The organism is Alteromonas sp. MmMcT2-2 (assembly GCF_022348305.1).
Lineage (GTDB): Bacteria > Pseudomonadota > Gammaproteobacteria > Enterobacterales > Alteromonadaceae > Alteromonas > Alteromonas macleodii.
The window spans coordinates 16,869-42,045 of sequence record NZ_JAKRFA010000032.1 but is presented as its reverse complement, the minus strand read 5'-3'; the positions used below and the strand labels follow the sequence as shown (position 1 = coordinate 42,045).

Genomic DNA, 25,177 nt, shown 5'->3' with positions numbered 1-25,177 from the left:
CGACTGTGACGCGATAAAATGGCGTCCCCTAGGGGATTCGAACCCCTGTTACCGCCGTGAAAGGGCGGTGTCCTAGGCCTCTAGACGAAGGGGACTGAATTCCTTCTTCGAAACTAAGTTTTCGAATTTTCAGTCCGAAGCTGCATTAACAACTTCAGCCTATATCAAACCACATCTCAATGTGACTTGGTGGAGCCAGGCGGGATCGAACCGCCGACCTCCTGCATGCCATGCAGGCGCTCTCCCAGCTGAGCTATGGCCCCATCATGGTACCAGTCATTTTGTGTGACTGTTCCGTGACAGCGGGGCGCATTCTAGGCATCCCCCCCTGTCATGTCAACGCTTTTTTTATGAATTTTCTCTGTTTGCTATAAAAGTAAGCGCTTTGTCGATTCTCTCGCCAATTTTCTCTTTTGAGATAAGATTCAACGTGATATCTAACGACGGTGAATTACCACCACCTGTCACAGCTACACGTAGCGGCATACCTACTTTCCCCATGCCCACTTCCAATTCTTCGGCTGTACTATTTATAGCAGCCTGAATATTTTCTGGGTTCCACTCTTCAATTGCCATTAATTTATCTTTAGCAAGCTCTAATGGGCCGCGAGCTACTGGGCGAAGGTGTTTTTTTGCTGCGTTCGCATCAAAATCTTCATAGTCTTGATAAAAGTACGTAGAAATCTCAGCTAACTCTTTTAGCGTTTTTACTCTATCGGCCTGAATAGCAATTATAGATTCAAGCGCTGGGCCTGTCGTTAAATCAACATTCAACTCTTCAAAGTGCCATTTAGCGTGTGACGCAACTTCACTTGCTGGTAATGTCTTAATGTAGTGTTGATTCAACCAGATTAGCTTTTCTGTGTTAAATGCCGATGCAGATTGCCCAATGGCATCTAAACTGAATTTCTCAATCATTTCATCAACTGAGAAAATTTCTTGGTCGCCGTGAGACCACCCCAACCTAACAAGGTAATTAAGCACAGCTTGCGGTAGGAAACCATCATCGCGATATTGCATCACGCTTACAGCGCCATGACGCTTAGATAACTTCTTGCCGTCATCACCCAAAATCATAGAAACGTGAGCATATTCTGGAACAGGTGCACCAAGCGCTTCAAGAATATTGATTTGACGTGGCGTGTTATTAATATGGTCTTCACCACGAACTACGTGAGTAATACCCATGTCCCAATCATCAACAACTACACAGAAGTTATATGTAGGGGTACCGTCAGAGCGCTGAACAATAAGATCGTCTAGCTCAGTATTGCTAATCTCGATTTTTCCACGCACGTGATCATTAATCACCACTTTACCTTCTAGAGGGTTTTTGAAGCGGATAACAAAAGGCTGACCTTCTGGATGATCAGTTCTGTCTCTCCACGTACCTGGGTAGCGAGGCTTCTCACCACGTTCTTTTTGCGCTTCACGAATCGCATCTAACTCTTCAGAGCTCATAAAGCATTTATACGCTTTACCTTCATCCAAAAGCTGCTGAATAAGTTCTTTATATCTATCGAACCGCTCAGTCTGATAGATTGGACCCGTATCCCACGTTAAACCTAACCATTGCATTCCGTCTAGAATGGCCTGCTTTGCTTCTTCAGTTGAACGCTCGATATCTGTATCTTCAATACGAAGAACAAACTCGCCGCCTTTGCTTTTAGCAAGAAGCCAAGAATAAAGCGCAGTTCGTGCGCCGCCAACGTGAAGATAGCCTGTTGGGCTGGGTGCAAATCGTGTAACAACCGACATGGTCACTCTCTATTGTTAATGTATTTCTAAAGTTGGGCGCATTCTACCAGTGTCCGCGCGACTTCAAAAGTAAGATAAGAATAGAAGGAAAAAGAAATCTCTTGAAGTAGTTTAGATGGTACGAAGAAAGTGAGTTATAAAGTGGACAGACACTTATTGTTGAAGCCCACTTTTTCAAAATTCATTTCTTACTGAAGTGGACACACACTCAAAAAAGTCCAACGATCAGAGAGTGACAGAACCGATAATAGCTTCAAAAACGTAAGTGGGTGTCCGAAAAGACCAGGTACTTTGAATAAAAAGATACTGCACGCACTTTATCAGGTTTACGTGAGTGTCTGTCCTTTCTCCTTCTCTCCTTTGTTTTTTCGTTGCGTGTTTTTTAAGTGATTGTCCACTTGGTAATTCACTTGGTAATTCAATTGATATTTCAAGAATAAAGTAAGCACCACTTTTATTTGGTTAGGTTTACTAGCGTTAAGCTACGAAAAAATAAGTGGGTGTCCACTTTGCGCTTGCACTTTGTCCTTGTTTGCCACTTCTTCTTTTAAAAAATGAGTGTGTGTCCATTGTGCGAAGCCCCATTGTGCGAGGCCAATTTAATTATATGTTTGTGGTAAATAAGTGACTGTCCACTTCAATTCCACCCAACCTCTATTTCAACTCTTAGTAAGAAGCAAGTGTCTGTCCCCCCCCAAACTCCAACTGGCTCGTGTAAACCCACGCTGCAGTTTTTGTCTATCGATGGATTCAAAACGCGATTAAAAACGCTGTTCTTTTCATCAATTTAGTTAAGATGCAGCCAGAGTGTCTAAAATTCGGGCACACAGTCATTTTTCTTTAATTTTATTGTTGACACTAACGGAACCGACTCTATAATACCGCCCCACTTGCTTAGGCAAGCTTTAAAGAAATATGGACGCTTAGCTCAGTTGGGAGAGCATCGCCCTTACAAGGCGAGGGTCACTGGTTCAAGCCCAGTAGCGTCCACCACTTCTTCACCGTGGTTAAACAGTGAAATCAAAAAATATGGACGCTTAGCTCAGTTGGGAGAGCATCGCCCTTACAAGGCGAGGGTCACTGGTTCAAGCCCAGTAGCGTCCACCACTTCCTCACCGTGGTTAAACAGTGAAATCTAAAATACGGACGCTTAGCTCAGTTGGGAGAGCATCGCCCTTACAAGGCGAGGGTCACTGGTTCAAGCCCAGTAGCGTCCACCACTTCCTCACCGTGGTTAAATAGTGAAATCAAAAATACGGACGCTTAGCTCAGTTGGGAGAGCATCGCCCTTACAAGGCGAGGGTCACTGGTTCAAGCCCAGTAGCGTCCACCATCCCTCTCAATATATCTCAATCTTTAGAAACACAACAATCTAACTATGTTTAGTCGTTGTCACGTTAAAGCATTTTGGCTACTCCTACACCAAATCCAGCAATCATTATCAATAACCAGTACTGAAATTCAGCTACGAGCAGCTTCCATTATGCGATAGTCTCCATAAAGAACTATACTTAAGGTGTACTTACCGTGATATGGTAAGAAAAATAAGGGTTCTCATGTTTCAGAGGCTACTAATTGATGAAACTACACTTAGCTAGAAATACTAAGTTGTTAATTGCTGAAGACCAGGTGCTGGCGAAAAGCCATATGCACTATGCACTTGAGCAGTTAGGTTTCAAGAACATGAACTATGTTGATAGGCCCTCTCATGCCCTTTCGGCACTGCAAGAACATGATTATGACGCCATTATCTGCTCTTATAATTTGCGCTCTGAACAAGGCGGTTATTTTTTACTTGAGCAACTAAACGAAACTCAATCACTCCCCCTTACCAGCGCATTCATCTTCACCAGTGCAGATACCTCAGCAGAAGTCGTCCACGCTATCATAGAGTTACAGCCGGATGAGTTTATCGCTAAGCCTTTTTCGGTTAACGAGTTAGACAGGCGACTTTCCAGAGTTTTATCAAGGAAAAAAGCGCTAAAGAACATCTATTCATTCATGGATAAAAAGGACTACGAAAAAGCCCTGGCCGAGGTTGAGTTCTTTCTATTGCAGCCTGAGCAAGCCGAACACTTTCCGCTAGCGATGAAGATTAAAGGCGATTTGTTGATTATCACAGAAAGGTTTCAAGAAGCCGTAGCCTTCTTTGAATCGATAATTAACGTTCAAGATTTTAGTTGGGCAAAAATGGGGATCGCGAAGAGTCTGTTGGCACTCAATGAATTGGACGATGCCGAAAGAGAAGTTATCCAGTTAGCAATGCGACCTGACTCTGCGCTTGAGGCCTATGACTTACTCGCCAAACTGCAAATTAAGCAGTCAGCTTTTGACGACGCGCTGGAGTGTACATCGCTGGCGTGCAATATCTCACCTCAAAACATTGCTAGACATAAGTTAGCGATAAATTTGGCGCGGATCACCCATGATTACGAAAGTCAGTTTAACAGCGCTAAAAAGGTGGTGCGCTACGCGAAAGACTCTATCCATGACAAGCCAGATATTTATTTAACTGCGGCAAGAGCGGGTGTTGATTTTGCTATGACATCTGAGCCCGAACACGTAAACAGCATAGTTAAACAAACTAATGAGTATTTGCGACAGTTGAAAAAGGCTCACCCGAAAGCAGCCTTAAACGATGAGCTGACGGTGATTGACGCGCGTCTTCATTATTTGAAAGACGACACAGTGAAAGCACAAATGCTGTTGTCAGATTTTCACACTGATCATGCCCAACACCACTCCACAGAAGCCTTGCTTGATAGAGCCAAAGCCCTTCATGAAGTAGGAATGAAGAAAGAGTCCCTTGCGATTTTAGACGCCATTTCCTCAAGGCAGGATGAGGAGAACGATGAATTAAACCTCATGGCCACCTATTTAAAACAAGAGAAAGAAGAAAAAGAAGCGATTACGCTAAGCCCTAAAATACTTAACAACACCGCCGTTGCACAGTATAAACGGGGTAATTTAGAGCAGTCTTACACAACATTTGCTCAAGCGTTCCGCGTCATGCCTAAAAATCCCTCTATTGCGCTTAACTACCTTCAAGCAATAGTAAGGGCCCGAAAAGCTAACGCGCCTATGCTTCCCGACACCCTTTCGGCCATCAAAAAATGTAGAGAAACACTCGAGTCGGCAGCTTTGTCAGAAGATCAGTATTCTCGCTACGAGAACGTAAAAAGCATTCTAAAGAGCGAATGATAACGTCAGTCATTCCCCTCGCCCTTCTTATACCAATACGATTACTTAATTAGAGTAGACGACTACTGTCTCGTGATAGAGTTTGTCTTTATACTCAAGCTCGTGACTAAACGTCATCCCTAGCTTTTTCATAATATTGATAGACGCACTATTTTGCGGGTTAGCAATAGCAGAGAATTTTTCAACACCTATATCATACAGCGCTTCTTTAACAGACTCCGCAGCCTCTGTTGCGTAGCCCTTGCCCCACGTATGGCGCTTAAAACGCCATCCTAGTTCCATATTGTCACTTTCGGGGTGTTGAGTAAAAAAGCCAAAGGGTCGAACTAAAATCCAACCAATGCTTTCCTTTTCGACTAGCGTTTCCACGCGCCACAGTCCCCACCCTAGAGCTGGATTGGAATAGGCTTGGAAACGAGGAACAAAGATTTCCCGAATATCTTCCTTAGAAGACTTCTTGCCACCGTTGATATATTTCATGACAAGCTCATCTTGATCGAGCTCCCATAAAAAGTCTGCGTCTTGTTCGGTAATATAATGGTAGGAAAGACGCGCACTGTCCTTGATATGCATATACTTCCTTTATCGTTATTATTTTTAATATACTTACACCGCTGAATATAGCTCATTTTTACAACAAACCAAACTTATTCGATGTATTTTTTTGCCCTACATTTTCCTTTAACGTAGAGCCAATTAACTAGCCTCCCAGCATGGCAAGGTGCTTGGTTGCCCCCGTTTTACCTTCATGCAAATAGTGTGTTTCGTGTTTTTGACCGAGCACATCTTGTAAAAAAGCGACCACTTCATCCACATTGCCAGTGGCAAGAAGATGTCTCATATCTATCCCATTTTCACTAAACAAGCATAGGTGTAGCTTTCCTGGGGCAGAAACACGTAGTCGATTACAAGTTTTACAAAAATCTTTGCTGTAAGGCATGATTAAGCCAATTTTACCGGCATAGTCAGGGTGGTAAAACTCTTGCGCTGGCCCCGCATCTTTTCTACGCAACAAAGGCTGCCAGCCCATGTCTAACAACGTACTTTTTAGCGGCGTACCACTTTGATGTTGCTTATTGAAAAACTGATTTAAGTCGCCTGTCTCCATTAGCTCTATAAACCGGAGCGTTACTGGCATATCTTTTAGCCAAGCAAGAAACCTATGGAGACGGCTATCGGAAAAATCGTTGAGTAAGACAGAGTTCACTTTCACGTCTAAGCCGGCATCAATCGCTGCGTCTAACCCTCGAAGTACAGCTTTAAGCTTGTCTTGTCCTGTTATAGCGGCGAACTGACGGGGATCTAAACTGTCAATACTTACATTTACTTGGTGTAACCCTGCTTTTTTCCACTGATGCGCAAACTTTTCCATTCGCGCTCCATGTGTTGTCATCGCTACACGTTCGATACCAGGCGTATTACTTGTTAGCTGTAAAATATCAAGAAAGTCTCGTCGCAGCGTTGGTTCGCCGCCTGTTAGGCGCACTTTCGACGTACCCAGCTTAGCGAACGCTTTGAGCAAGGTATCAATTTCGTTTAGCGTCATAAACTGATCGCTCGTCGGGCCTTCATATCCGTCTGGCAAACAGTACTGACAACGAAAGTTGCACGCTTCGGTCACTGACAAACGTAAATAATGAAACTGTCTACCGAAACTATCTTCTAACAAACTAACTCCTTAATCCTGTGCTGCTTAGTCATTCAATTCACGGCTTTCTCAATCTAACAAAAGCCAGTAAAACATTGAGTAAATAACAAGGTAACTAAATTAAACTACCTCTAGTGTACGCGCGGTGAAACCAAAATTAAACACATTCATCGCTATAAATAAGACCAATTTAATCTCTAGCCTATTTCAAAACGTACTTCAAAAAGCGAAAATCGCCCTACACGAGCAGGTTAGCTCAATATCTATTACAACGTTTACGAAAAGCGATTTTTTGAATCAGCGCGTTCCTAACACTGTAAACACAATAATAAAGCACACTATAAAATGAGAAAAAACCGTTTTCCTACCAATGTCGACGAACCTGTTAAATGGCACGTTCTCTCACAGCTTTGGCCTTATCTCCTAGAGTTCAAGCACCGTGTATTTCTTGCTCTACTCTGCCTAGTAGCAGCAAAGCTTGCCAGCATCGGCCTACCCTATGTATTGAAATACACCGTCGATAGCTTAAATGGCGACCTAACCACGCTTGCATTAGCGGTACCTATCAGCCTTATCGTTGCCTACGGAACACTGCGTTTACTGAATGTTTTGCTCGGCGAAGTACGCGACACGCTATTTGGTCGGGTTACAGAGCGTGCCATGCGCCGCCTTGGACTAAAAGTCTTCAAACATTTGCACAACTTAGACTTGGGCTTTCATTTAAATCGACGCACAGGCGGATTGTCACGAGATATAGAGCGCGGTACCAACGGCGTAAGTTTCCTCATGCGTTTTATGGTGTTTAATATTGTTCCTACCCTATTAGAGATCACTCTTGTTGTAGGCTTACTCTTGTTTCAGTTTGGCGTATCTTTCGCGTTAATTATTGTAGTTAGCGTAGTGTCTTACATTGGCTTTTCGATGAAAGCCACGGATTGGCGCACTCGCTTTGTTACTCAGATGAATGAAGCAGACTCGACCACCAATTCCCGTGCGGTAGACAGCCTGCTAAATTTTGAAACCGTTAAATACTTTAACAACGAATCCTTTGAAGCCAATCGCTACGACACGGATTTAGCTGCATGGGAAAAGGCACGAAGAAAAAACCGCTTGTCGCTATTTGCATTGAATGGCGGCCAAGCTGCCATTATCGCTATCGCCATGACATCTATGATGGCAAACGCCGCCTTTGGCGTCATGAATGACGAAATGACAATAGGTGACTTTGTTTTGATAAACGCGTTCACTATGCAAATTTTTATGCCCTTAAATTACTTGGGGTTTGTGTACCGTGAAATTCGAGGGAGCCTTGCTAATATCGATAAGTTGTTTGATCTTCTCACCCAAACTCCGGCCATAAAAGATGCCCACGACGCTACAGAATTAACCTGTGCGAACCCCGCACTGCGATTTAACAATGTTCATTTTGCATACACTGATAATCGACAGATACTTAACGGCTTAAGCTTTGATGTACCGCCAGGCTCAAAAGTAGCGGTAGTGGGTGAAAGCGGCGCGGGAAAATCAACGCTGATGAAACTACTCTTTCGGTTTTATGAGCCTCAACAGGGCGACATCACGATAAATGGAAAAGACATCGCATCGGTTACGCAACAAAGTCTGCGTTCACATATCGGCATTGTCCCTCAGGATACGGTGCTGTTTAACACTACCTTGCTGGAGAACATTCGCTACGGTAACCCTGACGCCAGCGATGAAGACATTAAACAAGTTATCAAACTCGCGCATCTTGAAGCATTTGTAGAAAGCCTACCTGAAAAGCTAGACACAACGGTAGGTGAGCGAGGCCTAAAACTTTCTGGTGGCGAAAAGCAGCGCGTTTCTATCGCAAGGGCCTTACTTAAAGGCGCGCCAATCATGATTTTTGATGAAGCCACCAGCTCGTTAGACAGCACGTCAGAACGTGCGATATTAGCGGCCCTTCGCGACGCTGCTAAAGGACACACCAGCCTAGTCATCGCTCATAGACTGTCCACAATTGTTGATGCCGACAAGATCCTTGTACTTAAAAACGGTACCATTGTAGAGGAAGGGACACACACTTATTTGCTTGAGCAAGGTGGTGAATACGCAGCACTATGGCAAGCACAACAACGTGAAGATGAAGACCTCAACGAAAATCCCAAGACAAAAGGTAATCAGTAAATGGACCCAACGCTTATTAAAGCCGCTATTAACCAAGTGATGCCCTTTGGCAAATACGCTGGAAGACGCCTATTTCATCTACCTGAACCCTATTTGGTCTGGTTTCACAAGCAAGGCTTTCCAGAAAACAAGCTTGGTGAACAGCTCGCTTTAATGTATGAAATTAAGCTAAACGGCTTAGAGTCTGTTGTAGAACCGTTATTAAATGACGACTAGCAATCACAAGGGGACTCAGCGCCCCCTAATGGCAAAATGAGTAAACTCTAACCATACCATGATTTATGTTAGCAAGACCCAGAAAGCAACGTCGAAGTGACGTAAACGAACGCATCAAAAAAATACATAATGCCATTGCCGACAAACTGATGTTGCAACCAGAACTATTTGAAGAAGTCGAAAAAACATTAGAAACCCGTTATCACAACAAAATGATGCGCTATGGAAGCTACCTTCTTTGGAAAGGAATAATTGAGGCTCGCCATCAACCAGACGTATTTAAGGCGCTTCTTTTGGCTGACGACGAGCGCACAGCCAACTTAAGAAGAGAAACCATCTTCGTCGGTATTTTAAGTGAAGATGAACGAGCCGCTATTTTTGCAGGTTAACCAATTGCTAGTTTAGCTTCTGGGTATTTAATGCGGCTTATTCGAGGGCTGGCAATAAAATAAGCCAATGTCAAAGGCCCTAATCTACCCGCGTACATCAGTAAGATAATGATCCACTCACCACTGTTTGACAGCTCGCCAGTTAGCCCTCTGGAAAGACCCACGGTCCCAAGAGCAGAAACCGCTTCGAACACGATATCCAAAAAGTCAGCTTTTTCTGACATTAATAAAAGAAAAATAGCTATCCACGTAATACCTATGGAAATCATCGTAAGCGCTAGCGCTTTGCTAATAGTGTCATTTGAAATTGTTCTGCCAAAGAGTCGTGGCGCAGCTCCCCGCTGAATATAGTTGTATGCGGCAATGATCAAAACGATGAAAGTCATCAGTTTTATACCGCTTGCGGTACTCATTGAGCCCCCGCCGATAAACATTAGCAACAACATTAATGCTGTCGTTGGATCTTCTAACGACGCTATATCCAGCGTATTAAATCCGGCAGTTCTTGGAGTAACAGCTTGAAACCATGATGCCCATAATGCGCTTTGAGTATCGAGGTTCGCCAAGGTTGCAGGATTATCACTTTCAATAACAAAGATAAGCAAAAAGGCGGTTACATTGACAATTAGCGTACCCAATATCATTGTCTTGGCATACACAGAGATGCGTTGCCATCTGCGCTTTTTATGAAGCTCTATCCAAACGGAGAACCCGAGACCACCAATAATAAATAATGCAGAAATAGTGATGTTGATAATCGGGTCTCCCACATAGGCGGAAAGACTATCCCCACTTAATGCAAATCCTGCGTTGTTGAATGCAGAGATGGTGTAAAAAAACGCGTGAAATAACGCTTCACTTACTCCTTTTTCCTGCATCCAGTAGGCCGACAGAATACAAAAACCCGCTAACTCAACGAAGAAGGCAAAAATCAGTACCGACTTTGCTGTAGACACAAGCGTTGATAAATCTGTTTGATTAAACGCCTCCTTCACTGCCGATTGCTGCAAGAAACTGATTTTACTTCCTAAGGCAATGAGCGTGACGATGGCAAACGTCATCAGCCCTAGGCCCCCCAGCTGAATTAAAACCGCAATCACCGCTTGTCCAGCAGTTGTAAAAACAGATCCGGTATCGACTACCACAAGACCCGTTACTGTCACCGCCGATGTGGAAGTAAATAGGCTTTGGATCCACGAGATGGGCTCATGAGTCATCATTGGTAATTTTAGGATAACGGTGCCTAAGAAAATCACCGCCACAAAGCTTAGAGAGAGAATAAGAGGCGGCCCTACCTGAATTTTATTAATACCTTTAGGCGAGCGCTCTATCGGTCTGTAGCTAGGATCCCATCTGTTCATTGTGCTAGCCTAGGCGCTATTTTAACAAGGTTCTCTCTATGGCCGCAGAGGATAACGGTATCTTTCGAAGTAACTTCAAAGTCTAACGATGGATTATGATGTAGCTGGTGACCTCGCTTAACTAACAAACAAGAGACTTGCCCCTTACCGACGGACAGCACGTCTTTTAAGCGCTGTGAAGAAAAGTGATCAGACAAAATGACATCAACGATATAAACGCCGTGCCCTATACCCAAGTAGTCATTCACCATTGGGTAGTTAAGCGCTTGCGCCACCCTTGCTCCCATCTCTTCTTCAGGATGAATAATTTTCGACACACCCAGCTTGGATAAAATAGCGTGGTGAGCAGAGCTATTAGCTTTCACCCAAATATTGGCTACGCCCAAGTTTTTTAGTGCCAACGTACACAGTAAGCTAGCTTGCATATCCTCGCCAATAGCAACAAGCACGGCTTCGCTCTGACACAAGTTTAATTCCTTGAGTGCACGCTCATCACTGGCATCACACACAACGCACTGTGTAAACTCACCTGCATACTGTTCAACCAGCTTTTCACTTTGGTCAATTCCTGTAACGGTGTGTCCCATATGAATTAACTCTAAACTGGCCGTTAAGCCAAACTTGCCAAGCCCAATTACACTAAAGTGCGACATTAATTAGCCTCCGGTTTATCAACCGCTATTCGGTAGCCTTGTTTAGGCATTGTCTCTATTAAATCTTTCTCGAACGGATCTATCTTCTTTCTTAGCTGTCTTACAAGAACGCGGATGTAGTGGGTATCTTCACTGTGATGCAGACCCCATATTCTTCTTAACAATTCTTGCTGACTAACAAACGCCCCAGGCTGTTTTGTAAGCTCGTCAAGAAGCTGAACTTCTTTTGGGGCGAGCGCGATAACTTCGCCTTCAACGAGCAGCCGTCGCTCGGTAATATCCAATGCTATCTTGCCAATCTGTCGTGTGGGCGTTGTGGGCTCAACCACAGGATTGAAGTCTCTAAGCAGTACTTTCACCCGGGTGACAAGCTCTCTGATCCCAAAAGGCTTGCTAACATAATCATTGGCCCCCCGGGACAACAGGTCGACCTTGTCTAACTCCTGATCTCTTGCAGACAACACGAGCACTGGCAGGCGACTAGATTCTCTTATGCGTTTAAGTACTTCACTCCCCTCACCATCAGGTAACCCTAAATCGAGTATGACAAGGTCAGGACGGTGCTGATTAAACAATGACAAAGCTTCTCGAACCGAAGCAGCTTCTACACAAAGGTAGCCTTCTGCACCTAGCGCAATGCTCAGCATCTGACGAATATTCGCATCATCTTCAACAAGTAGAATGGTGTGGCTCATTGCGCTAATCCCTTTTTGGAATTGTAATACTGACGAGAAGGCCTGGTGTGGTATTCGACAGCTTGATAGCACCACTATGGGCGTGAACTATGCCTGCTGCTACGCTTAGTCCTAAGCCAATGCCGCCTTTTCCACTATCGCTGCGACGACTGGTTTGAAAAAGCTGTATTGGCGCTTGTAGCTGTTCATCGCTGATCCCTTCGCCTTTATCGGCTATTTGAAACTTAAACTCTCCATCAGAGTGGCTAACCATCAGCAATACACTGTCATCGCTGAATTTAAGGGCATTATCAATTACGTTAAATAAAGCTTGTTCAAACAGTGATTCAGACACAGTTATACCGCGACTGTCACTGTTGTTGATCACTTTTAGTCGACCACTGTTAATACGACTTTCAAGGTTAGCTAAAAAGGCAGTCAGGTTTACATGGGTTAAATTTAGCGCTAACGCGTTATGCTCAATTCGTGTGGCTTGAAGCAGGTTCTCAACGTAAACATAAAGGCGTTTACCTTCATCGTGAACCCCTTTTAACAGTGCCTGTCTCTCAATGTCATCAAGCTTGTCTTGATATGTCATATAGGTTTCAACAGAACCGATAATGGTAGAGAGCGGCGTACGCAAATCGTGGGACACAGATCGAAGGACACTAGATTGTGTTTTAACAACCTGTAGTGCATGTTGTTGAGAATTGACGTAGACAGCAAGCTCGCTAATGAGGATGGCTACAATGATGAAAACGACAAAATTTATGCTGTCTTCAACTTCTGCAATTTGAAATGAGTGCAAAGGCTCGGTGAAAAAGTAATTAAAGCTCAGTGCTCCGGCTACCCCTGCAAGCAAGCCGTAAAACCTTGAGGTCGTTAACGCCACAATGGCACACGCGAGCTGTAGAATGAGCAGAATACCGCCAAGCGGCAGTAACCAGTTACTAAGTGCTAAACACCCTAAAATAGCCACAGCCATAATAAAGAGTGTATAGAAACCGTGTTTAAATTGGGTCATAGGTCAATCGTGTTTACTTCAACACAATGAGCATATCAACCTAACCTCAAATATACGCGTAAAATTTAGGTAAAAAAAACGGCATCTCAATGATGCCGTTTCTTCAACTTGCCAATGCGATGTTGGTCACTTTAAGCATTACGCAAATGATCAGCCACCAAGAATGCCATTTCAAGTACTTGGTCTGCATTTAAGCGCGGGTCGCATTGCGTTTTGTAGGCTTGCGCTAAGTCTTCATCGCTAATTTCATAAGCACCGCCTGTACACTCCGTTACGTGCTGACCGGTCATTTCAAGGTGAATACCACCTGCGTGAGTACCTTCTGCTTCGTGAGCTTGGAAGAACTGCTTAATTTCTTTCAAAATTGCATCGAAGTTACGGGTTTTATAGCCGCTCGATGCCGAGAACGTATTGCCGTGCATCGGGTCAGAACTCCACACAACGTGTCTGCCTTCAGCTTTCACTTTACGCAATAAGCGTGGCAAATTGTCGGCTAAATTATCGGCGCCCATACGCGTAATTAGCGTTAAACGACCTGGATCGTTTAGCGGGTTAAGCGCATCAATCAAACGAATAAGCTCGTCTTCTTGCATGCTTGGCCCCACTTTCACACCAATTGGGTTGTGAATGCCACGGAAAAACTCAACGTGCGCATGGTCAAGTTGACGGGTACGCTCGCCAATCCACACCATGTGAGCCGAACAATCGTAAGGCTTACCGGTAAGGGTATCGATGCGTGTTAGCGCCTGCTCATAGTTCAACAGCAATGCTTCATGCGACGTGAACAGTGAAGTCTCGTGCAGCGTAGAACTGGTTTGTGCGTTAATACCAATAACATCCATAAACTCAAGGGTGTCTTGAATACGGTTGGCCATATCAGAATAACGCTCTTTAAGCGGATTGTTTTCAACGAACGCCATGTTCCAGCGGTTAACTTCATGAAGGTCGGCCAAACCACCTTGTGCGAACGCGCGAAGTAAATTCAGGGTTGACGCACTGCGATGGTAGGCTTCCAACAAACGGTCAGGATCTGGTCGACGGGCCGCTTCGGTAAATTCGAAGTTGTTGATGATATCACCACGATAGCTTGGCAAGGTCACGCCATCGCGGGTTTCGAAATCTGATGAGCGCGGCTTGGCGTACTGGCCTGCCATACGGGCAACCTTAGTTACCGGACAACGACCAGCAAAGGTAAGCACAATGGCCATTTGAAGAATAACTTTAAAGGTATCGCGAATTTTAGGCGCATTAAATTCGTCAAACGACTCAGCACAGTCGCCGCCTTGTAAAAGAAAGCCTTTACCCAAGCTGACTTCACCTAGCTGGCGTCTAAGCTCACGGGCTTCAGCAGCAAATACAAGCGGTGGATAAGAACTTAATGTTTGCTCTACTTCTTTTAAACGTACTTTGTCGTCGTACTCTGGTTGCTGAAGAATAGGTTTATTTCTCCAACTGTCTACTTGCCAATTACTCAACGGTGTTCTCCTGAATAAAAAACGTAGGGCAAACGTTTTACTGAAAATATTTATTGAAGCTAGATGCTTCGAATAAAAAGACTGTAACGCGCTTAACAGTGCGTCTGTAGCGCTTTTTTCTAATCAGCCTAATGTGAAAATGTGAATCTAAAAAAATGCTGGGGGCACTTTACCACATTTATTCTAGGGAAATAGGTGCGCAAACTTGAATTTCTAGAAAGTTATCGTGCTTGCTTATAGCAAAATGGCATTCAAACACACTTTCTAAGTTTGTTTGCGTGGCCACCTCTTGTGGCTTACCGAACGCTACCATGCGACCTTTTTGCATAAGCCATAAACTATCGCAATAGTTGGCACTAAGCGCGATATCGTGAGACGTCATAAGTAGGGTATTCCCTTTATCGCAAAGGAATTTTACCAAACTAGCCAGTGCATATTGATGCCTTATATCAAGTCCTTGCAATGGCTCGTCTAAAAGCACTACCCCCTCTCCGCGCTCTAGCTGCGGCCAAATTTGCAAAAGCGAACGACAAATCTCAACTCGCTGACGCTCGCCGCCAGAAAGCTGGGTGACAATTTGGTTCAAGAAACCCGATATTTCGAGTGCTTTTTCTAAAACCGGAGGAATTAGTTCATCTTGCTGTGCTGTTGCATAAAAGCTTAGGTATTCTTTTACCGACAAGTGAAAACCACTTTCGCTTTGTTGCGCTAATAAGGTGCGCACACTCGCAAGTGTTGCCAGCGACCAATCGTTCATTGGTTTGCCTAGCAGCATGACGGTGCCCTCATCAGCGTCAATAAGGCCCGCAAGAATAAGCAACAGTGTTGATTTCCCTGCCCCATTTGGTCCTATAATGTGAACGCACTCGCCTTTTTTTGCACGTAAACCTTCCACCGAAAGTCGCGATGCCACTTTTACATTCTGTAAGCTTAAAACGGTACGACTATCTGCTAGGTTATGGCTATTCGCTGGGCTATTGCAATCAGCAACGTCATCTTTAACGCTAACGTTTTCCTTAGGGTTAGTAATTATGGTGTCTTGCTCACTAGCATTTATTCGTTCATTGCTGCCAGAATCAGGGCGTTGCTGGGGTCTAAAATTGTTTGTCGTCATTTCATTTCCCCTCCACTACCCTTTTATTTGACCTTTAGCTAATGCCCAAATTAATAATGGACCGCCTAACGTAGCTGTTACCATAGACACCGGAAGCGTAATGGCACGGGTCATTTCAGAGCTTAACGCAACCAGCATCAGCAGACTTGCACCACTTAATGCACTTAACGGCAACAAATAGCGATTATTATGCCCGATGATCAAACGTAAGATATGCGGTACTAATAAGCCAACAAAAGCAATAGAGCCTGCCATAGACACCGCAGTGCCTACAGCAATAGCGCAGACAATGAGTGCGCGCTCAGTGAGTTTCTCCACATCCACACCACTGCTTTTTGCTGCAAGTTCACCAGCATAGAGCTTGTTTAAATCGCCGGCGAAATAAAGCTGTAATGCGACAGCAACAGCGATTAACGGGCCACCCACTGACAAAATTAACCAGTTAGTTTGGTACAAACTACCCATTAACCAGAAAGTAAGATTGCGCAGGGCATTAGCGTCGCTGAACATGTAAAGCCAAGCGATAATAGCGCCGCTAAGAGTAGAGATGGCAATACCCGCTAGAATAACAGCCGTAGAGGAGCCCAACAGTTTTCTTGCTAAGCGGTAGATAATAAATGTAGATAACAACGCACCAATAAAACATCCCAAAGGCAGCAAATAGTGTAGGTACGCTGTAGCCCATTGTGGGGTTAGCAGTAGCAAAAGCGCAGCAACCAAGCTTGCGCCACTCGTAATGCCAATAATTCCCGGATCTGCCAGGGGATTTCGCAGTACTACTTGCAAGGTAGCGCCACTTGTAGACAGTGCCGCCCCTACTAAACACGCAGTGAGAATAAGCGGTATTTGAAGCTGAACAATAATATGCTGTTTTAGTTCAGCCGCCGTATCAGACAGCCCTGTCACGCCAACAATCCCTACCACACCTATGACGAGTGACAAAAGTACTGTTATTACAACCAAAGTGACGGCGGTGCGTTTAGTTCCTGTCATTGTCAATACGGGTTCTCAACGTGGGCTTTCGAGATGGTTTATCAATATGATTTGCGTTTATTGTTGTTGGGTTTGTTTAATATGCGCAATCAAACCGTCCGACGCTTCTTCGATAAGATCCAACACCAGCTCAAAGCCGCGCTTGCCGCCATAATATGGATCAGGTACTTCTTTATCGTCTGCATTTGCAAAATCAAGAAACAGCTTAATTTTATCGTGGTACTGGCTAGGCGACATACCGTGCAAATTAGCAAGGTTGCTGTTATCCATGGCAAGAATGAAATCAAATCGCTCAAAGTCGTTTTCATCCACACGTCGGCATTTTAGCCCTTTGAAACTGTAGCCTCGTTCTACGCCTGCGGCTTGCGAACGCTTATCGGGCGGGTTACCAATGTGATAGCCGTGGGTTCCCGCTGAGTCAATTTCAATATTTAATCCGGCTTGTGCAGCCTTGTGTTTGAACACGGCTTCTGCGGTTGGAGAACGACAAATATTACCCAAACACACGAACAACACCGATGTAGATTGTTTCATTCAAAATCCTATTTCAACGCAGTGACGGAGCGCGACTAAACTTTATGCCTAGTTTCACGTATGATACGCCGTCAGAAAAATTGTGGAGTTAGTATGACCGCACATGTACTTATGCTAAGTAGCTCGCGTCAAGGCGACGAGGCTTACTTAGAGCACGCTAGAGCGCTTATTTTTGCACACTTAGGCGAAATTCGCGACCTTCTATTTGTTCCTTATGCCGCCGTCACTCAAACGTACGATAGCTATGTAGACGCCGTTGCTACCGCCCTGCCAGAGTGCAAGGTTACTGGGCTACATTCCGTTGAAGATCCGGTTGCCGCGGTAAATAACGCAAAGAAAAACGGCCAAGCCATTGTTGTAGGCGGTGGAAACACCTTTCACCTGCTTTCTACCCTTTATGCAAACGCGCTTATTGTGCCAATAAAGCACGCCATCGCCGATTGCACTCCTTATATTGGCTGGAGTGCAGGTTCGAATATTTGTGGTCAATCAATTAGAACCACTAACGACATGCCCATTATCGAGCCGCCGAGTTTTGATGCACTAGATATCGTGCCGTTTCAGTTAAACCCGCATTACACCGATTATCAGCCGCCGGGTCACAATGGCGAAACCCGCGACCAACGTTTGGCAGAGTTCACCACGCTTAATCCAACCACGCCAGTAGTTGCTATTCGCGAAGGCACAGCGCTGCGCCTTACTCATAATCAACTTACCCTAGTGGGTGAAAAAGACGGCTTTATCTTTCTAGGTGAAGAAAAAACGCCAATTCATTCAGGTGATGATTTAACTTATTTGCTTGATAGCGACGAATAACGCCTCATCGTTGGGCGCTACCTGGTAAGGAATTTCTGCCAGTAGCGGTTCGGGTAACATGGCTTTAAGAGAGTGCAGATTTTCTTGGTATCGCGTCATGTTACCCGTGATGTCGTTCGCAACCCATCCTTTAATGGTAAGTCCATCGGCGCGAATTGCTTCTGCGGTTAATAGCGCATGATTCAAGCAACCTAGTCGCATGCCTACAACTAAAATCACATCCATTTTGAGTGTTTTCACGACATCAGAAAGATAGTAAGTGGGCGTATACTCATCACCTACCGTTAGCGGTAAACGCCACCCACCTGCACCTTCCATTAACAAAAGATCTGGTTGATAGGCGTGCAGTTCGTCAAGCCCTTTTGCAATCTCGTCAAACGTTAACGCAACACCTTCTTCAAGGGCAGCAATATGTGGTGCAATAGCCGGCTTTAGTGCAATTGGGTTTATTTGATGCAAAGGAAGTGTCTGTCCACTTTCTTCGTTGTTTTCATTTACGCTTTTTAGCTCGTTATTGTCTGTAATTTTAATGGCTTTATTTGCGCGTATTTTGGAGCACGCTTTCTGAATATTTAGCGCATCTTCGTTAACCCACTCGCCGTTTATCTGTTCGCATCCGGCTGCAATAGGCTTGTAGCCGATGGCGCTTAACGAGGATTTTTGCGCAGCTTGTAGTAGTTGGCAGGTAACATAGGTTTTACCTACTTCGGTGTCGGTACCGGTAATGAAATACTGCTTCATCGTTTTTCCAATCTAAAATGACTCACGCGGTAGGTAAGCGGTAACTTACTTTCTACACCGCTCATATTGCTGTAAGCCATAGCTAATTTTTTAATATCTCGACGGGTGAGCGGCGATTGTTTTCGGCCGGTCTCACCTGCCCCCACCCCTTTCACAGAGCGCAATAGCGACATAATATCGCAGTGAGTATCGACATAGTCCTTAGTAATCACCCGTTGCAAAGAAAGGCCCGACTGCTTAAAGCCATTTACCCATTGTGAGGTTGTCGGCATATAGGTTTCGGCTTGCGGAAGCTGCGCTACTTTGCGCGCCGTTTTAAGTTCATTAAATGAACCCGCCACCATAATCGCCAGCTCGGCAATACCACTCTTTTCAAGCACTCGCGCTATCTCATTAGCGACAAGACGAGTATCGCTAACCCACTGAAGCGCCATAGATGAAAATACGGTTGAAAATTGGCTATCAGAGAAAGGCAAATCAACAGCACTACCCTGAATAAAAATGGGGTCAGAGTACATTTTTCTGGCCTGAGCCAACATGCCCTCGGCAATGTCTACGCCAGTTGCAGCTGCACCTTTATTTGCAAGCGTTTGGGTATGAATGCCGGTACCACAGCCAATATCAAGAGCCGTCCCCTGTAGGTCTATCGGTAAGTTCGCTAATGCCTGCTTGGCAATAATGCGCTGAATACCCGCAATACTGTTGTACTGCACAGCCGCTTTTGAAAAGCGATGTGCCACGTCCTGCTCGTTAATTGTTGAAGCAGTATCATCGCGTTCAGCTTTTGCAGCGCCTTTAGCTGTTTTAGAGCCCTCAGCTGGAACATAGTCTTCAGCTGTAACATAGCCCTCAGTCTTAGCGTTTTTCTCAGCATTCACATAAGCCTCAGCTTTGAACGAGCATTCGGGATGGTGAGTATTTTTAGCTACGAGAGTCCCTTTAGCGTTAGTCGCTTTCTCAGATTCAAGAGATGTCTCGGTAGAAAAAGTCCCCTCAGCCTTAAAAGCACGCTGAGCTACATCAGGTGACAATTTATCTTCGAACATGCTTACCTGCTCTGGCGTTGGGAACGCTTTTACAGCGGGACTTAGTGACATGGTTACATCTCTTGTTTACTTACAGAGCCAGAAGCACGGATAGCGCTGTCTGATCCTCTTTTTTCTGAAGTCTCACTCAACACCAAGTTATTAAGTGAAAGTTCTAGGGCATCAAACAATACGTCAATGTCTTGAGATGTATGATTTGACGTAAGCGTTATACGCAGCCTGTCTTGGTTTTTCGGTACAGTAGGCTGCCTGATAGCCGTTGCCCAAATGCCGCGCTGTTTTAGCCCGTCACTTAGTGCAATTGCACGTTCTGGGCTACCAACAATAATAGGCTGAATCGCGCTTTGCGATTGCCCCAAAGTGATTTCAATTGGTGCTTTGTCTTTCTCGGTTGAATTGAGTGTCTGTCCAAAGCGTTTTTGAAACGACTCTCTGAAATAGGCGATATTGTTATGCAGCGTTTCGCGGCGGGCAGTATCACTGGCGATATGTGTAAGAGAGTACAACGTCGCGACCGCTTGTGCTGGTGGCATGGCAGTGGAATACACATAATGTTTAGAAAAATTCACCAGATAATCAATTAGGGTTTGGCTTCCCGCAATAAAGGCGCCGGCCGTGCCCACTGCTTTGCCAAATGTTCCCATAACAATAGGCGCTCGTTGCTGGCTTAAGTTTAGTGCTTCTGCTGTGCCGAAGCCGTTTTCACCCAATACACCCATACCGTGTGCATCGTCTAACATGAACCATGCATTATATTTAGCGGCCAGTTCAGCGATGCCTTCGCAAGGCGCTACGTCACCGTCCATACTAAACACACCTTCACTGGCAATCAGAATGTCTTGCTGGTTTGCATCAGAATTACCAACCGCATCGGATAACTGGCTGTGACAAACGTTTGATAGCACGCTCTCTAAATGACTTAGATCGTTATGCTTGAAACGGCGAAGCTTAGCGCTGTCAGATACACACTGTGCCCCCTCTAAAAACGAAGCGTGCATGAGCTTGTCGGCAATAATATGACCCGCACTCGCGCTTTTATTAGGGTGAGACATGTGTGGAAAAAGTGCCATGCACAGTGCCTGATTGGCGGCAAAGCCAGAGTTAAACAACAGCGCAGCTTCTCGGTTTAACCCATCGGCAATGTAGGCTTCTAGCGCCAAATGAGCCTGTGTGTGCCCAGTTACCAAAGGCGATGCACCACTGCCACCACCAAATTGCGCTAGCCCCTCAACCCAACTTTGCAATACACCCTCATGCTGGCGCATGCCTAGGTAGTCATTGCTTGAAAAATTAAGGTAGTGCTCACCGTTAATACAAATAATGCTGTCTTTTTCGTATTGTTGGCAGTGGCGCTGGCGCAGCAAGCCCTGCTCGGCACGCGCGCTCAGCGAATCGTCTAACCAGTGAAAGGCCATTACGCCTCCGTTAAATGCTGTTTCTTTGGCGCTACCTTAGGCTTGGTTGCATCAATAAACAAGTCGTTACTGTCGTCGCCTTGTTCTTGTTGCTGGGCAATTTCTTCTTCTAACACTTGTTGATGTGCTTCGTCTGAGTAATCCCTAGTACGTTCAGTGTTAATACCAAGCTTTTTGAACAACATTACGTCTTCGTGGGTATCTGGATTTGACGTGGTTAACAGCTTGCAGCCATAGAAAATAGAATTCGCGCCTGCCATAAAACAAAGGGCCTGCATTTGTTCGTTCATGGCTTCGCGGCCTGCCGACAAGCGCACATGTGACTTAGGCATCATGATACGAGCAACGGCAATAGTGCGGATAAACTCAAAATAGTCCAAGTCTTCTACGCTATCGAGTGGCGTACCTTTTACTTTAACCAACATGTTAATAGGCACACTTTGAGGCTGCTCAGGAAGGTTAGCTAATTGCACCAACATACTAGCGCGATCGCTCACCGTTTCTCCCATGCCCACAATTCCCCCAGAGCAAACGTTCATACCTGCCGCACGCACGTTCTCTAATGTATTCAGTCGGTCCTGATAAGTACGGGTCGTGATTATATCACCGTAGTATTCCGGTGAGGTATCCAGGTTGTGATTATAATAATCAAGGCCCGCTTGCTTTAAGGCCACAGCTTGATCGCGGGTTAACATACCCAGCGTCATACAGGTTTCCAGCCCTAAGCTTTTCACCTCTTCAACCATTTTTAAAATGTAAGGCATGTCTCTGTCGCGTGGGTTTCGCCAAGCGGCCCCCATACAAAAACGGGTTGAGCCTACTTGCTTTGCTTCTTTCGCACGCTGGATGACTTTTTCAATTTCCAGTAATCGTTCTTTTTCAAGGCCCGTATCATACCGAGCACTTTGCGGGCAGTACTTACAGTCTTCAGGGCAAGCACCGGTTTTAATCGACAAAAGCGTGCTGACCTGCACTTCATTCGGATTAAAATGCTGTCTATGCACTACTTGGGCATTAAACAGTAAATCGTTAAATGGCATCGCAAACAAAGCCTCAACTTCGGCTTTGGTCCAATCGTTTCGAATAGTTGTCGTTTGCGCAGAAGGCGCACTAGCCAGCGTCATTGACTGTCCTTTACTAATTATTATTGCTGGCTTAGTCTATGCCCCAATATCGAGTTGTCAACTCTGACCAATTTAAAACCTTTACTAATGGTTATTTTGTGAACAATATAGAATTTGATAAACAACACATTTGGCACCCCTATACCTCGGCGGTTAATCCCCTTCCCTGCTATGAAGTAGTTGGTGCAAAAGGCGCTGAACTTACCTTGGCCACAAGTGAAGTGCTAGTAGATGGCATGTCTAGCTGGTGGGCAGCTATTCACGGTTACAACCATCCTGTACTCAACGATGCTGCGCACAAGCAAATTGACGCATTTTCTCACGTTATGTTTGGCGGTATTACCCACCAGCCGGCGGTAGATTTGTGTAAATCGTTACTTAACATGGTGCCGGCAGGGTTAGAGCGTGTATTTTTAGCAGACTCTGGCTCAGTGTCTGTTGAAGTTGCGATAAAGATGGCGATTCAGTATTGGGCATGTCAAGGGCGCTCAGAGAAGTCACGCATTGTCGCGCCGCGCAATGGCTACCATGGCGACACCTTTGCCGCAATGAGCGTGTGCGATCCCGTTAACGGCATGCATAGTTTATTTGAGGGTGTACTAAGCAAGCAGATTTTTGCGCCCGCCCCTCAAACTCGCTTTGGCCAAACGTTTAGCGAAGATGACATTCTTCCGCTTGAAGAGATTTTTGAAAAGCATCACCACACGATGGCAGCCCTTATCCTAGAACCTGTTGTTCAAGGCGCGGGAGGCATGCGTATTTACCACCCCGAATACTTAAAGCGCTGCCGACAGCTTTGCGATACCTACGACGTACTTTTAATTTGCGATGAAATTGCTACTGGCTTCGGCCGTACAGGTAAGCTCTTCGCTTGCGAGCATGCAGGTATTTCGCCTGACATCATGTGTTTGGGTAAAGCGATTACGGGTGGTTATATGACACTGGCCGCGACCTTGTGTACCGAAGACGTGGCTTTAGGGGTTTGCCAAGGGGAGCCGGGCGTATTTATGCACGGTCCAACCTACATGGGCAACCCGTTAGCCTGCGCGGTGGCCAATGCCAGCCTGTCGCTCATTAACGAAAATCATTGGCAGCAACAAGTCCCTATCATTGAGAAACAATTACAAACCGAATTGGCAAAATGTGCAGACTTGCCGCGAGTCGCTGACGTACGGGTGTTAGGTGCTATAGGGGTAGTCGAGACGGTAAATCCCGTCAATGTTGCCGAAATTCAACGCCATTTTGTGAAACATGGCGTGTGGATACGGCCATTCGGGAAATTGGTATACATTATGCCTCCTTACATTATCTCTTCCGAGCAGTTAAGTAAGCTGACCCATGCGATTTATACCGCCTTGAAATAGTGTGTGAGATTGTTACGCTAACTATCTTCTTGGGTGAAATATGAGTTTTGAACCACCAATTGACGTCAATTGGCCCGAGGGTTGATGTTAGTTTTGTTATAGAGTGAACATTCAACTTTAAAGCGGGTCACTAATTAGATCATTAATGCAGAGTGTTTATAGCGAGATTTGAATGATAGTACGTGTTTTAGATAAAGTTGTATTTGCAGTCTTGTTTATCATTACACTTCAAGTCCCCATCTTGGCGGATCATTATCGTCAATACCTCAATGGTTATTATGATGCACTGAGAGATGAAGTTTCTAGTTCGTCAGCGCTCGCCAAGCAGCATGGTTTTTCTTCGGTTGAAGCCATGCTTGAAAGCTTACAGAAAAACAGTGAGCCAGTTGTGCGAGAGAATGCCTCGATGAAAGCCACACGCTTCGCCCAGATCACCACTTTAGAGCAAGGCATAAGGAAGCTAGAGCACGGTCATTACTTCGAAAAGCTTGTGTTTATGGCCTCGCCTTCTCAATATGGTACGCTGAAGCGCGTGTTAGAAAATTTCAGCCCCTCTGTCCCACTCACACCTTCGTCAATTGTGTTCAGCCTTGTTACCGCTATCTTACTTAATCTGTTAATTTGGACGCCACACTTCTGCTATTGTCAGGTTAAGAATATTAAGAATAAACCCAAGCGCTACGCTTATAAATAGCACTTGGGTTTATCTTGTTAATACGTGGTTTATTATTTTTTTAGAAAGCCACTTCTACCGGTCCCACTAAACCAACACATTAGATCTTAATGAGCTGCATGGCTTTGATATTTCATGGCCCGAGATTTCAAGGCGTTATACACGGCATGCACTAAAATCACTCGGACCTTTCTCTATCCGTCAGCCGGCTTAGCAATTTTTTTCGTATAGCTTTTCCTCGTTTTCTTTTCATCTCTTTTCCTCGCTCTCTTTCTCGCTCTAGTGAGCCTCAACAGTCGCGATCCGCATTTAGGCACACTTGGCGTGTTCTAAGTCATCTACTAGTAAGAGTTGGCATCTTTGCTGCAACACTTATTATGAGTGTGTGTTGAGATGTTGCTGAATTTACACTACGTCTATCAAAGTAAACACTTAATGCCTTTGATAAACAGCAACTTAAGCACAAAAAGCTATACAGGAGATATTATTATGCCAACAGATGCACAATTATTAATCGGGAAAGTGTTGCAAATAAAAGACAAAATTATTGCAAAACGTCACTGTATTCCAAGCGACCTAAAAGCGGAATGGAACACGTTAAATGAGCAAACAGCGTGTTTTGAAACTGAGGCGCTTTATAGAAGTGCTGTGAAAGGCCAGGAAATGAATAAGCACATTGATTATTCAGGTTCGGTGAAAGAGCTTTCTCAATTAGTAAAACAACTTAAAACGCTAAATAAAAAGGTTAATGTTACGCAAGTACATCACTAATACTTGGGCAAGCACGCCAAG

23 protein-coding genes and 6 tRNA genes are annotated in these 25,177 nt (G+C 44.9%); 12 read left to right on the top strand and 17 right to left on the bottom strand.

Going from position 1 to position 25,177, the window contains the following annotated elements; translation table 11 throughout:
• Nucleotides 1–19: 19 nt before the first annotated feature.
• The 3 genes from MHM99_RS16205 to gltX form a co-directional block, all read right to left on the bottom strand.
• Nucleotides 20–95, bottom strand: a tRNA-Glu gene (locus tag MHM99_RS16205).
• A 92-nt stretch (nt 96–187) separates the two neighbouring features.
• Nucleotides 188–263, bottom strand: a tRNA-Ala gene (locus MHM99_RS16200).
• A gap of 85 nt (nt 264–348) precedes the next feature.
• Nucleotides 349–1,758, bottom strand: a complete 1,410-nt coding sequence (gltX, locus tag MHM99_RS16195) for a glutamate--tRNA ligase (protein WP_239220157.1) — start codon at nt 1,756–1,758, stop codon at nt 349–351.
• Nucleotides 1,759–2,675: 917 nt separating this feature from the next.
• Here gltX and MHM99_RS16190 point away from each other — a divergent pair.
• From MHM99_RS16190 to MHM99_RS16170, 5 genes are all read left to right on the top strand, one after another.
• Nucleotides 2,676–2,751, top strand: a tRNA-Val gene (locus MHM99_RS16190).
• A gap of 38 nt (nt 2,752–2,789) precedes the next feature.
• A tRNA-Val gene (locus MHM99_RS16185) sits at nt 2,790–2,865 on the top strand.
• 37 nt (nt 2,866–2,902) lie between these two features.
• Nucleotides 2,903–2,978 (top strand) — tRNA-Val (locus MHM99_RS16180).
• Between the two features lie 37 nt (nt 2,979–3,015).
• Nucleotides 3,016–3,091 (top strand) — tRNA-Val (locus MHM99_RS16175).
• 245 nt (nt 3,092–3,336) lie between these two features.
• Complete coding sequence (locus MHM99_RS16170) at nt 3,337–4,959, top strand: response regulator (RefSeq protein WP_039227364.1); 1,623 nt, start codon at nt 3,337–3,339, stop codon at nt 4,957–4,959.
• Between the two features lie 45 nt (nt 4,960–5,004).
• On the opposite strand, the gene MHM99_RS16165 is transcribed toward MHM99_RS16170, so the two are convergent.
• Nucleotides 5,005–5,532, bottom strand: a complete 528-nt coding sequence (locus MHM99_RS16165; RefSeq protein WP_014948922.1) for a GNAT family N-acetyltransferase — start codon at nt 5,530–5,532, stop codon at nt 5,005–5,007.
• A gap of 127 nt (nt 5,533–5,659) precedes the next feature.
• A complete protein-coding gene (moaA, locus tag MHM99_RS16160; RefSeq protein ID WP_239220156.1) occupies nt 5,660–6,628 on the bottom strand; it encodes a GTP 3',8-cyclase MoaA in 969 nt (322 codons plus the stop codon).
• A 324-nt stretch (nt 6,629–6,952) separates the two neighbouring features.
• Between moaA and MHM99_RS16155 the strand changes: the two genes are divergently transcribed.
• The 3 genes from MHM99_RS16155 to MHM99_RS16145 all read left to right on the top strand — a co-directional run bounded on the left by MHM99_RS16155 (nt 6,953) and on the right by MHM99_RS16145 (nt 9,378).
• Nucleotides 6,953–8,773: an ABC transporter ATP-binding protein/permease gene (locus tag MHM99_RS16155; protein ID WP_239220155.1), complete on the top strand. Its 1,821-nt coding sequence runs from the start codon at nt 6,953–6,955 to the stop codon at nt 8,771–8,773.
• On the top strand, nt 8,774–8,989 hold the full coding sequence (locus MHM99_RS16150; RefSeq protein ID WP_014948919.1) for a DUF3820 family protein: 216 nt from the start codon (nt 8,774–8,776) through the stop codon (nt 8,987–8,989). It abuts the gene before it with no gap.
• 65 nt (nt 8,990–9,054) lie between these two features.
• On the top strand, nt 9,055–9,378 hold the full coding sequence (locus MHM99_RS16145; RefSeq protein WP_061094648.1) for a hypothetical protein: 324 nt from the start codon (nt 9,055–9,057) through the stop codon (nt 9,376–9,378).
• Here MHM99_RS16145 and MHM99_RS16140 read toward each other — a convergent pair.
• The 8 genes from MHM99_RS16140 to MHM99_RS16105 all read right to left on the bottom strand — a co-directional run bounded on the left by MHM99_RS16140 (nt 9,375) and on the right by MHM99_RS16105 (nt 17,206).
• Entirely contained in the window at nt 9,375–10,739 is a 1,365-nt protein-coding gene (locus MHM99_RS16140) for a TrkH family potassium uptake protein (protein ID WP_239220154.1), read from the bottom strand. The two genes, MHM99_RS16145 and MHM99_RS16140, sit on opposite strands and share 4 nt — an antisense overlap.
• Entirely contained in the window at nt 10,736–11,392 is a 657-nt protein-coding gene (locus tag MHM99_RS16135) for a TrkA family potassium uptake protein (RefSeq protein WP_014948916.1), read from the bottom strand. Before MHM99_RS16135 ends, MHM99_RS16140 begins: the two co-directional genes overlap by 4 nt.
• The gene (locus MHM99_RS16130) at nt 11,392–12,087 is read right to left on the bottom strand and encodes a response regulator transcription factor (RefSeq protein WP_075176251.1); all 696 of its coding nucleotides are present in this window, start codon (nt 12,085–12,087) and stop codon (nt 11,392–11,394) included. The genes MHM99_RS16135 and MHM99_RS16130 overlap by 1 nt, the downstream gene beginning before the upstream one ends.
• A gap of 4 nt (nt 12,088–12,091) precedes the next feature.
• Nucleotides 12,092–13,090 carry a DUF4118 domain-containing protein gene (locus tag MHM99_RS16125; protein WP_156078139.1) on the bottom strand — a complete coding sequence of 333 codons (999 nt, stop codon included), beginning with the start codon at nt 13,088–13,090 and terminating at the stop codon, nt 12,092–12,094.
• 131 nt (nt 13,091–13,221) lie between these two features.
• Nucleotides 13,222–14,565 carry a 3-deoxy-7-phosphoheptulonate synthase class II gene (locus MHM99_RS16120; protein WP_014978802.1) on the bottom strand — a complete coding sequence of 448 codons (1,344 nt, stop codon included), beginning with the start codon at nt 14,563–14,565 and terminating at the stop codon, nt 13,222–13,224.
• Nucleotides 14,566–14,743: 178 nt separating this feature from the next.
• Complete coding sequence (locus MHM99_RS16115) at nt 14,744–15,679, bottom strand: ABC transporter ATP-binding protein (protein ID WP_239220153.1); 936 nt, start codon at nt 15,677–15,679, stop codon at nt 14,744–14,746.
• 15 nt (nt 15,680–15,694) lie between these two features.
• Nucleotides 15,695–16,672, bottom strand: coding sequence for an iron chelate uptake ABC transporter family permease subunit (locus MHM99_RS16110; RefSeq protein ID WP_061094643.1), 978 nt, complete (start codon nt 16,670–16,672; stop codon nt 15,695–15,697).
• A gap of 57 nt (nt 16,673–16,729) precedes the next feature.
• Complete coding sequence (locus MHM99_RS16105) at nt 16,730–17,206, bottom strand: low molecular weight protein-tyrosine-phosphatase (RefSeq protein WP_239220152.1); 477 nt, start codon at nt 17,204–17,206, stop codon at nt 16,730–16,732.
• 93 nt (nt 17,207–17,299) lie between these two features.
• On the opposite strand from MHM99_RS16105, the gene pepE reads away from it, so the two are divergent.
• The gene (gene pepE / locus MHM99_RS16100) at nt 17,300–18,022 is read left to right on the top strand and encodes a dipeptidase PepE (RefSeq protein ID WP_239220151.1); all 723 of its coding nucleotides are present in this window, start codon (nt 17,300–17,302) and stop codon (nt 18,020–18,022) included.
• Here the strand turns inward: pepE and bioD are convergent.
• The 4 genes from bioD to bioB are packed head-to-tail and all read right to left on the bottom strand — an operon-like array spanning nt 17,993 to nt 22,348.
• On the bottom strand, nt 17,993–18,763 hold the full coding sequence (bioD, locus tag MHM99_RS16095; protein ID WP_131136982.1) for a dethiobiotin synthase: 771 nt from the start codon (nt 18,761–18,763) through the stop codon (nt 17,993–17,995). The two genes, pepE and bioD, sit on opposite strands and share 30 nt — an antisense overlap.
• Nucleotides 18,760–19,860 (bottom strand): methyltransferase domain-containing protein, encoded by a 1,101-nt coding sequence (locus MHM99_RS16090; protein WP_239220150.1) that lies wholly within the window; start codon nt 19,858–19,860, stop codon nt 18,760–18,762. The genes bioD and MHM99_RS16090 overlap by 4 nt, the downstream gene beginning before the upstream one ends.
• A gap of 2 nt (nt 19,861–19,862) precedes the next feature.
• Complete coding sequence (locus MHM99_RS16085) at nt 19,863–21,224, bottom strand: 8-amino-7-oxononanoate synthase (RefSeq protein WP_239220149.1); 1,362 nt, start codon at nt 21,222–21,224, stop codon at nt 19,863–19,865.
• Complete coding sequence (gene bioB / locus MHM99_RS16080; RefSeq protein ID WP_049585902.1) at nt 21,224–22,348, bottom strand: biotin synthase BioB; 1,125 nt, start codon at nt 22,346–22,348, stop codon at nt 21,224–21,226. The genes MHM99_RS16085 and bioB overlap by 1 nt, the downstream gene beginning before the upstream one ends.
• A 38-nt stretch (nt 22,349–22,386) precedes the next feature.
• Here bioB and bioA point away from each other — a divergent pair, with 38 nt between their 5' ends.
• The 3 genes from bioA (at nt 22,387) to MHM99_RS16065 (ending at nt 25,156) form a co-directional block, all read left to right on the top strand.
• Nucleotides 22,387–23,712 carry an adenosylmethionine--8-amino-7-oxononanoate transaminase gene (bioA, locus tag MHM99_RS16075; RefSeq protein ID WP_239220148.1) on the top strand — a complete coding sequence of 442 codons (1,326 nt, stop codon included), beginning with the start codon at nt 22,387–22,389 and terminating at the stop codon, nt 23,710–23,712.
• A 172-nt stretch (nt 23,713–23,884) separates the two neighbouring features.
• On the top strand, nt 23,885–24,406 hold the full coding sequence (locus MHM99_RS16070) for a DUF2937 family protein (protein WP_049585901.1): 522 nt from the start codon (nt 23,885–23,887) through the stop codon (nt 24,404–24,406).
• Nucleotides 24,407–24,874: 468 nt separating this feature from the next.
• A complete protein-coding gene (locus MHM99_RS16065) occupies nt 24,875–25,156 on the top strand; it encodes a hypothetical protein (RefSeq protein WP_196494329.1) in 282 nt (93 codons plus the stop codon).
• Nucleotides 25,157–25,177: the final 21 nt, after the last annotated feature.

Excerpts from the sequence above, each read along its gene's own strand:
- gltX (WP_239220157.1), bottom strand. The coding sequence starts at position 1,758 with ATGTCGGTTGTTACACGATTTGCACCCAGCCCAACAGGCTATCTTCAC.
- MHM99_RS16170 (WP_039227364.1), top strand. The coding sequence starts at position 3,337 with ATGAAACTACACTTAGCTAGAAATACTAAGTTGTTAATTGCTGAAGAC.
- MHM99_RS16165 (WP_014948922.1), bottom strand. The coding sequence starts at position 5,532 with ATGCATATCAAGGACAGTGCGCGTCTTTCCTACCATTATATTACCGAA.
- MHM99_RS16155 (WP_239220155.1), top strand. The coding sequence starts at position 6,953 with ATGAGAAAAAACCGTTTTCCTACCAATGTCGACGAACCTGTTAAATGG.
- MHM99_RS16150 (WP_014948919.1), top strand. The coding sequence starts at position 8,774 with ATGGACCCAACGCTTATTAAAGCCGCTATTAACCAAGTGATGCCCTTT.
- MHM99_RS16145 (WP_061094648.1), top strand. The coding sequence starts at position 9,055 with ATGTTAGCAAGACCCAGAAAGCAACGTCGAAGTGACGTAAACGAACGC.
- MHM99_RS16140 (WP_239220154.1), bottom strand. The coding sequence starts at position 10,739 with ATGAACAGATGGGATCCTAGCTACAGACCGATAGAGCGCTCGCCTAAA.
- MHM99_RS16135 (WP_014948916.1), bottom strand. The coding sequence starts at position 11,392 with ATGTCGCACTTTAGTGTAATTGGGCTTGGCAAGTTTGGCTTAACGGCC.
- MHM99_RS16130 (WP_075176251.1), bottom strand. The coding sequence starts at position 12,087 with ATGAGCCACACCATTCTACTTGTTGAAGATGATGCGAATATTCGTCAG.
- MHM99_RS16125 (WP_156078139.1), bottom strand. The coding sequence starts at position 13,090 with ATGACCCAATTTAAACACGGTTTCTATACACTCTTTATTATGGCTGTG.
- MHM99_RS16115 (WP_239220153.1), bottom strand. The coding sequence starts at position 15,679 with ATGACGACAAACAATTTTAGACCCCAGCAACGCCCTGATTCTGGCAGC.
- MHM99_RS16110 (WP_061094643.1), bottom strand. The coding sequence starts at position 16,672 with ATGACAGGAACTAAACGCACCGCCGTCACTTTGGTTGTAATAACAGTA.
- MHM99_RS16105 (WP_239220152.1), bottom strand. The coding sequence starts at position 17,206 with ATGAAACAATCTACATCGGTGTTGTTCGTGTGTTTGGGTAATATTTGT.
- pepE (WP_239220151.1), top strand. The coding sequence starts at position 17,300 with ATGACCGCACATGTACTTATGCTAAGTAGCTCGCGTCAAGGCGACGAG.
- bioD (WP_131136982.1), bottom strand. The coding sequence starts at position 18,763 with ATGAAGCAGTATTTCATTACCGGTACCGACACCGAAGTAGGTAAAACC.
- MHM99_RS16090 (WP_239220150.1), bottom strand. The coding sequence starts at position 19,860 with ATGTCACTAAGTCCCGCTGTAAAAGCGTTCCCAACGCCAGAGCAGGTA.
- MHM99_RS16085 (WP_239220149.1), bottom strand. The coding sequence starts at position 21,224 with ATGGCCTTTCACTGGTTAGACGATTCGCTGAGCGCGCGTGCCGAGCAG.
- bioB (WP_049585902.1), bottom strand. The coding sequence starts at position 22,348 with ATGACGCTGGCTAGTGCGCCTTCTGCGCAAACGACAACTATTCGAAAC.
- bioA (WP_239220148.1), top strand. The coding sequence starts at position 22,387 with ATGCCCCAATATCGAGTTGTCAACTCTGACCAATTTAAAACCTTTACT.
- MHM99_RS16070 (WP_049585901.1), top strand. The coding sequence starts at position 23,885 with ATGATAGTACGTGTTTTAGATAAAGTTGTATTTGCAGTCTTGTTTATC.
- MHM99_RS16065 (WP_196494329.1), top strand. The coding sequence starts at position 24,875 with ATGCCAACAGATGCACAATTATTAATCGGGAAAGTGTTGCAAATAAAA.